This window comes from Stenotrophomonas sp. 1L-E-5-B-C3 (genome assembly GCF_057292075.1).
The window spans coordinates 169,204-176,358 of sequence record NZ_JBXAWS010000009.1 but is presented as its reverse complement, the minus strand read 5'-3'; the positions used below and the strand labels follow the sequence as shown (position 1 = coordinate 176,358).

Genomic DNA, 7,155 nt, shown 5'->3' with positions numbered 1-7,155 from the left:
TAAACAAAGGAGTTCTGGAGGTGCGAGCCACGCTCGGTTTTTTGGACTTGGTTTGTGGAGATTCGGTCCGTGCTCGATTGTTTTTGCAAGCAGCAGTCGAGCGTTCCTCGACTCTACAGAAGGCCATAAGCAGCCGAGCCTGGGCTCGGCGCTACATTTCCGAAGGCGCAGCGCGGAATCCACTGAACACCGACTCGGCGGCAAACCCCACGCCACCCAGCAGCACGCCGAAATACACCACCGTAGCCACCACGAAACCATAACCAGCCGCCACCGCCGCACCATCGCGCTGGATGAAGCCAATCGCAAACGACATCAGCGCCAGTGCCGGCAACGTGTTGCTGAACGGAATCGGCCCGGCCGGCGCCATCAGCAGCAGGGTCGCGAACACCAGCATCAGGTTGTTCAGGCGCATCATCTTCTTCGAGCGCACCATCACCGCCAGCCGCATCGGCCGCGACAGGCGCTCCATGCGGTGCACCCACTTCAGCGCACGGCCCAGGTTGGCCTTCAGCTTGTCGGTGGCGATCTCGCGGCGTGCCAGCTTCTGCGGCACCCACAGCGGCCGGTTGCGTACGCGGCTCAGGCCGATCAGCAGGATCGAGGCACCAAACACCGTGCTCAGCCCCGGAATCGACACCGGAATGATGAAGATGGCCGAGAGCAGGATCACGATCAGCAGCAGGCCTTCATCGCCCAGCGCGCTGAGCAGGGTACCGACGCTCACCTGGTCGCCGGGCAGCTCGTCGATCATCTGCTCGATCTGCTCGGCCAGGGGCGCGCTGTCATTGGTTTCGGGGGCACGGTAGGTCATGCGTCGCAAGGTTCTCCAGGGAAGGGCGGTCAGCGGGCCGTCCTGCGGTGGGGGACGCACAGGCTCCCGCAGTATCCCGGCCAACGTGGGCAAAGAGGTGAACCGGGCATGAGGGGTTAAACTGGCGTGCCCCGCACGAGTTGAACGCAATGGACATGGGCCGCAGGCAATCGACCATCGAACTGGTCGCCATCGATATGGATGGCACCCTGCTGGACCCCACCCACACGCTCACCGCGCGGGCCAAGCAGGCGATCGCGCAGGCGCGCGCGCTGGGCGTGCACATCGTGCTGACCAGTGGCCGCCCGGTTCCCGGCCTGGCGCCGTTCCTGCACGTGCTGGGCATCACCGGCGACGACGACTACTGCATCGCCTGCAATGGCGGCCTGGTGCAACGCATCGGCACGCGTGAAACCGTGGTCGAGTATCCGCTCAGCTTCGACGACTTCCTGTTCTGCGAGCAGGTGGCCCGCGACCTGGGTGTGCACTTCCAGGCGCTGGACAGCCGGCGCATGTATACGCCCAACCAGGACATCAGCTACTACACCGTGGCTGACTCGCATCTTTCGCGGATGCCACTGTCGTACCGCCGCGTGGCCGACATGGACCCGTCCATGTCCTTCATCAAGCTGATGATGATCGACGCGCCCGACGTGCTGGATGCCGCCATCGCGCGTCTGCCCACCGAACTGACCGAGCGCTTCGCGGTACTGAAAAGCGCACCGTTCTTCCTGGAAGTGTTCGACCACCGCGCCGGCAAGGGCCCGAGCCTGCAGAAGCTGGCCGAGCACCTGGGCATCGACCGCGCCAACGTGATGGCCATCGGTGACCAGGAGAATGACCTGACCATGCTGCAGTACGCCGGTACCAGCGTGGCGATGGGCAATGCCATCGACGCGGTAAAGGCGGTGGCGCGGTTCGAGACCACCACCAATGCAGACGAAGGCGTGGCGCGCGCCATTGAGCGTTTCGTCCTGCAGTAACCGCGCGCCTCTATGCCCTGGTAGGTGCCAACCTTGCACGCCCCGGTAGGTGCCAACCTTGGTTGGCACACACAAGCGGCAAGCGCCGACCAAGGTCGGCCTCTACCAGACCCCATCCGCCCCGGTAGGCGCCAACCTTGGTTGGCACACGCGCACCGTATGCGCCGACCCAGGCTATACCCACGTATAGCCCACCCATCCCCATCGCCATCCGCGCTGTACCACCGCGCAATGGCGAATGCGGCAGTGCGATGCAAGAATTTCGCACGTCGAAATCACCCCATCGAATCCCGCAGCAGATGATCGTCCTCGTCTGCTGACCGGCGCGCACCGCGCCGTCACTCCCTCAACGCAATCGCATCGCCAGCCAAAGCGCCGACACCGGTGCTGCAACGTGCTGGGCGTGCGCCTGCGCCGCTCTCTCCCTGCACCCTGGATCTGCCCATGAACACCCCACCCACGACGCGCCTCGCCCTTGCCATCATCACGGCCATCGCCGCACCGGCGTATGCCGCAGAAACGCACGACGCAGCACATGACACCCCCACCACCTTGAACGCGCTGCAGGTGATCGCCACGCCGCGCGGCGCCGCCGTTGCACCCACCCAGGTGGTCGGTCCCAACCGCTACATCATCAAGGCGGAAGACCTCGACGCGATGGTCACCGGCAACAACGGCCTGGCCATGCTGAAGCAGGTACCCGGCGCCAGCTACACCGCCACCGACGGGCTGGGCCTGGACATCTCGGCCACCAGCCTGTTCGTGCGCGGCTTCCGCATGAACGAAATGGGCATCACCTTCGAAGGCGTGCCACTGAACGACAACGGCTTCCTCTCGCTCACCGGCACCAGCGTGGTGAACGTGGGCGTGCCCGATGGCATCGGCGCGATCACGGTCAGCCCCGGCGGCGCACCGGTCAGCGTGTTCTCCAGCAGCGTCAACGGCGGCAGCCTGGAATACCGCCTGCGCGAGCTGCAGGACACGCCCAGCCTGCGCGTGAAACAGGGCGTGGGCAGCAACAACACGTTGGTCACCACCGTGTCCGGGCAGAGCGGCCAACTCGGTGAGCACGGCCCGAAGGTGCTGGTCGACCTGCAGCGCGTGTCCGCCGACAAGTACCAGGGCGAGGGCACCCAGAACTTCCTGCGCGGCGACCTGAAGCTGCAGCAGGACGTTGCCTGGGGCGACTTCACCGTGTTCCTGTCCGACAGCAAGGCCAAGGTCTGGGGTTACAACAACATTTCGTTCGACATGATCCGCAAGCTGGGCTGGAAGGCCGACATCTTCTATCCCGATTATGCCTGGGCGTGGTACGTGGCCTCGCCGGAGAATGCGGACAAGTCCTGCGGCGCCTATACCTGCGGTGAGCTGTCCGAACTGATCCCGTACGACACCGGCCAGATCACCCGCGACCGCGTGTCCTCGATCAACCATCGCTTCCAGATTACCCCGGCCCTGAGTGGCAACGTGCAGCTGTACAACGCCAACAGCCACACCCAGGCCACGCTGACCGATCCGACCGTGCCGTCGCCCAACGGCGCACCGTTCTCCGAACAGGTACAGACGCCGCGTGTGAATCGCCTGGGCGGCATGCTCAACCTGCAGTTCGAGACCGGCGCGCACACCTTCACCGCTGGCTTCTGGCAGGAGAAGAGCAAGGCCGCGGCCAAGACCGAGTGGTACCAGCAGCCGCTGCTGGGCGAGGGCCCGCCGCTGAAGGCCACCGGCCCGTTCGATGTGTATGGCCCCGCGTTCAAGACCGACAACGCATCGAGCTGGGTGACCCGCTCGCGCCAGTTCTACCTGCAGGACGACATCGTGTTGAACGACACGCTGAAGCTGGGCGTTGGCTTCAAGGCCGTGGACTTCCGCACCAGCGGTGGCGGCCTGGGTGATGCCAAGGACCGGCCGGTGAACGGCACGCTGCGCGCGAAGAGCAACTTCCTGCCGCATGTCTCGCTGTTCTGGAGCCCGACCGAATCCACCGATGCCTTCATCGACCTGGCCAACACCATGAACGGCTACCGCGTGGCCCAGCGCGGCAACATCGGCTACACCGCCTCGGCGTGGACCATCACCGACCAGGAAGAGTTCGACCGCGTGGCCGGCACGCTGCGCCCGGAGAAGAACTGGAACCTGACCGTCGGCGCGTCGCATCGCTTCGACCGGCTGACAATCACCGGCGATGTGTTCTACAACGACATCCGCAACCGCCTGCTGTCGGCGGCCATCGGCACCCAGTTCGCGCAGATCAACACCGTGCGGCTGATGCCGAAGATGCACGTGATCGGTGCCGACCTGGGCATCACCGCCGACCTGACCGATCACCTGCAGTTCTACCAGGGCGTAGCCGTGGCCCGTTCGTACTACGACAGCGATTTCGTGGTGGGCGACACGGTGTACCCGATCAAGGGCAACGCCCAGCCGGGCTACCCGCAGATCTCGCTGGTCAGCGACCTGTCGGCGCATTTCGGTGACTGGCGCTTCGGTGCCACCAGCACCTCCTATCTGCGCCAGCCCTTCACCTACGAGAACGACATCCGCGTGCCGACCTTCTGGCAGGTCAACACCTATGCCGCCTACCGCTTCGGTGCGGACAGCGCGGTGCCGGGGCTCGAGCTGCGGCTGGACGTGAGCAACCTGTTCAACCGCCACAACATCGGCACCGCCACCATCGCCGGGTCGTCGTTCTCGGGGGATTACCAGACCCTGCAGCGCAGCGCGCCCCGGCAGCTGATGTTCAGTACGTCGATGGCGTTCTGAGGTAACGAAGGGCGGGGTCAGAGCCCTTTGCGGTGCAAAGGGATCCGACCCCAAACCCATCCAGAAACCCGTCTTGCGCAATGGGCAGCGATTTTCTGGCGGCGACGCAAGGTTCCCACAATGTTGCTGGGTCATCCTGTCTACATGGCTCAGTACAACCCGCGATCACCGTTGTTCGACATCCGGAGCCCGGGACGGCCCCGGCAGGCGCTGTCCGCAGCGCCTGTGATCGACCTGCAGGCCGAGTACCAGTTCTGGCACGTCTACGAGCGCGTGGTGCGTCCGTTGCCCGGTGGCGGGCTGCGGCTGGCCTGGCTGGTGTGCCAGAAGGTGTACCGGGACCGGTGGCAGCACCCGCACGACAGCGACGAGGCGGCGTTGTCGCGGGTGTTGTTCGGCGGGAACATGACGGCTGACCGGGCGTCGGAGCTGGCGGAGCTGCACGCGCTGGTCAGCCGTCGGGTGGCGTTGCTGGCGAGGCGTGGGCGGGTGGATTCCGCGGCGTGATGCCTGCCCTTGGTGGGGTCGACTGTTAGTCGACCGCTCTTTGCATCTACTTCACAGAAGGCCGCGCTTCGCGCGCGAGTCGACCAACGGTCGACTCCACCAAGAGCCAACCCGACCGGCATTTCTAAGGCTTTCCCCGATCCAACTGCCGATACCCGATCGCCTCAGCCAGATGCGCCGTCTGGATCGTTTCACAACCCGCCAGATCAGCAATCGTGCGCGCCACCCGCAGAATCCGGTGCATCGCCCGCGCAGAAAGCTGCAGACGCTCAATCGCCTGCTCCAACAGATCCTGATCGGCCTCGCTCAGCTTCGTGCACGCCCGCAGCGCCGCCGGTGGCAGATGGGCATTGAGCCCGCCACGCGCCTGCTGCCGGGCGTGCGCGGCTTCCACCCGTGCGCGTACAGATGCACTGGGCTCACCCAGCGGCGTGCTCTCGCGCAGCTCCACCGCATCCATGCGCGTCACGCCGATATGCAGATCGATGCGGTCCAGCAACGGACCGGACACGCGTGCGCGATAGCGGTTGATCCGCTCATCGCTGCACAGGCAGCGATTGCTGCGGTCACCGGCCCAGCCACACGGGCAGGGGTTCATCGCTGCCACAAGCTGGAACCGCGCCGGATACTGCACGCTGCGCGCCGCGCGGGCGATGCGAATGTGGCCGGACTCCAGCGGCTCGCGCAGGGTTTCCAACGCACTGCGGTTCCACTCTGGAAGCTCATCGAGGAAAAGGACACCATGATGGGCCAGTGAGATTTCACCGGGGCAGGGGGGATTGCCGCCACCCACCAGCGCCGCCGCGCTGGCGCTGTGATGTGGCGCCCGAAAGGGCCGCTGCCGCCAACGCCGTGGGTTCAGCCCTTCACCACTCACCGAGGCAATCGCGGCCAGCTGCAGCGCCTCAGTCTCTTCGGTATCCGGCAACAGGCTGGGCAGGCGCGAGGCCAGCAGTGTCTTGCCGCAGCCAGGACTGCCGATCAACAACAGATGGTGCCCACCCGCTGCGGCCACTTCCAACGCGCGCCGTGCGTGCGCCTGCCCGCGCACGTCGGCCAGATCGGGCAGTGGCAACGGTGTCGTGTACACGCGCTCTACGGGCGGCAGCAGGCGTGGGTTCCCCAACCCAGCGCAGCATTCCAGCAACGTGCGCGCCACTCGCACATCAGCGTGCTCGGCCAGAGCTGCTTCTGCCGCATTCCCGGGTGGCACCACCAGAATGCGTCCGGCTTCGGCCGCCGCAATCGCTGCCGGCAGCGCTCCGGTCACCGGGCGCAGTTCACCGGTCAGGCCAAGCTCGCCCAGGAATTCGTACTGCAGCAGCGACTGCGGATCGACCTGGCCGCTGGCCGCCAGAATGCCCAAGGCAATCGCCAGGTCGTAGCGACCACCCTCCTTGGGCAAGTCGGCAGGCGCGAGATTCAACGTGATGCGTCGCTGCGGAAAGTCGAAGCGTGCGCAGAGCAGGGCGGCACGGACGCGCTCGCGCGATTCGCGCACACTGGTCTCGGCCAAGCCCACGATCTGAGTGACAGGAAGGCCGCCAGAGAGATGCACTTCCACCCGCACCAGCGGGGCATCGACCCCGGCGCGGGCACGGCTGTAGACCAGCGCCAGGCCCATGTGTGGTTTCCCGTTTAAAGACATTGAATAGTGCAACAGCAATCGGCGGTCAGCCATCGGGGACTGCATCAGACGCGGCTAGGAAATGCCCTAACGTTGAATGAAAGTTGTGATGGGCAACGCAGCGACGCCCGTCACTTTGGACATTGAAGTAGGCGTTGATCGAGATGTGGGAAGTTGGAGTCAGTAGTCGGGTCCCGGGCAAGCCCGAATCATCGTGTACGAACGCACAGGCGAATCTTCTTTGGTTGATGGAACATCATGGATTCGGGGAATTCCAAGTTCCGGCTCTAAAGCGTTGCCTCATAGAAACGGGTCCACGTGACCAAAAGACGAGTAGCGCTAATCGTCAACCGTTGTTCCCGCCAAAGTGACGCATATGGCTGAAAATTAGATGTCCCAATGCGCGGCTGATGGGTGAATATGAAATTCAAGATCTGACCAAAACCCTTTACATCACGGTG

At 64.8% G+C, this 7,155-nt stretch carries 5 protein-coding genes; 3 read left to right on the top strand and 2 right to left on the bottom strand.

Annotated elements, in window-relative coordinates; genetic code table 11:
- Nucleotides 1-151 precede the first annotated feature (151 nt).
- Nucleotides 152-814, bottom strand: coding sequence for an exopolysaccharide biosynthesis protein (locus tag AC0Z6F_RS13760; RefSeq protein ID WP_012512366.1), 663 nt, complete (start codon nt 812-814; stop codon nt 152-154).
- Between the two features lie 149 nt (nt 815-963).
- Between AC0Z6F_RS13760 and yidA the strand changes: the two genes are divergently transcribed.
- The 3 genes from yidA (at nt 964) to AC0Z6F_RS13745 (ending at nt 5,067) form a co-directional block, all read left to right on the top strand.
- Nucleotides 964-1,797, top strand: a complete 834-nt coding sequence (gene yidA, locus AC0Z6F_RS13755) for a sugar-phosphatase (protein WP_485617434.1) — start codon at nt 964-966, stop codon at nt 1,795-1,797.
- A 444-nt stretch (nt 1,798-2,241) separates the two neighbouring features.
- Nucleotides 2,242-4,560: a TonB-dependent receptor gene (locus tag AC0Z6F_RS13750; RefSeq protein ID WP_032973532.1), complete on the top strand. Its 2,319-nt coding sequence runs from the start codon at nt 2,242-2,244 to the stop codon at nt 4,558-4,560.
- Between the two features lie 120 nt (nt 4,561-4,680).
- Nucleotides 4,681-5,067: a hypothetical protein gene (locus AC0Z6F_RS13745; RefSeq protein WP_485617436.1), complete on the top strand. Its 387-nt coding sequence runs from the start codon at nt 4,681-4,683 to the stop codon at nt 5,065-5,067.
- Between the two features lie 124 nt (nt 5,068-5,191).
- Here the strand turns inward: AC0Z6F_RS13745 and AC0Z6F_RS13740 are convergent, their stop codons facing one another.
- The gene (locus AC0Z6F_RS13740; RefSeq protein WP_448123522.1) at nt 5,192-6,691 is read right to left on the bottom strand and encodes a YifB family Mg chelatase-like AAA ATPase; all 1,500 of its coding nucleotides are present in this window, start codon (nt 6,689-6,691) and stop codon (nt 5,192-5,194) included.
- Between the last annotated feature and the right edge of the window lie 464 nt (nt 6,692-7,155).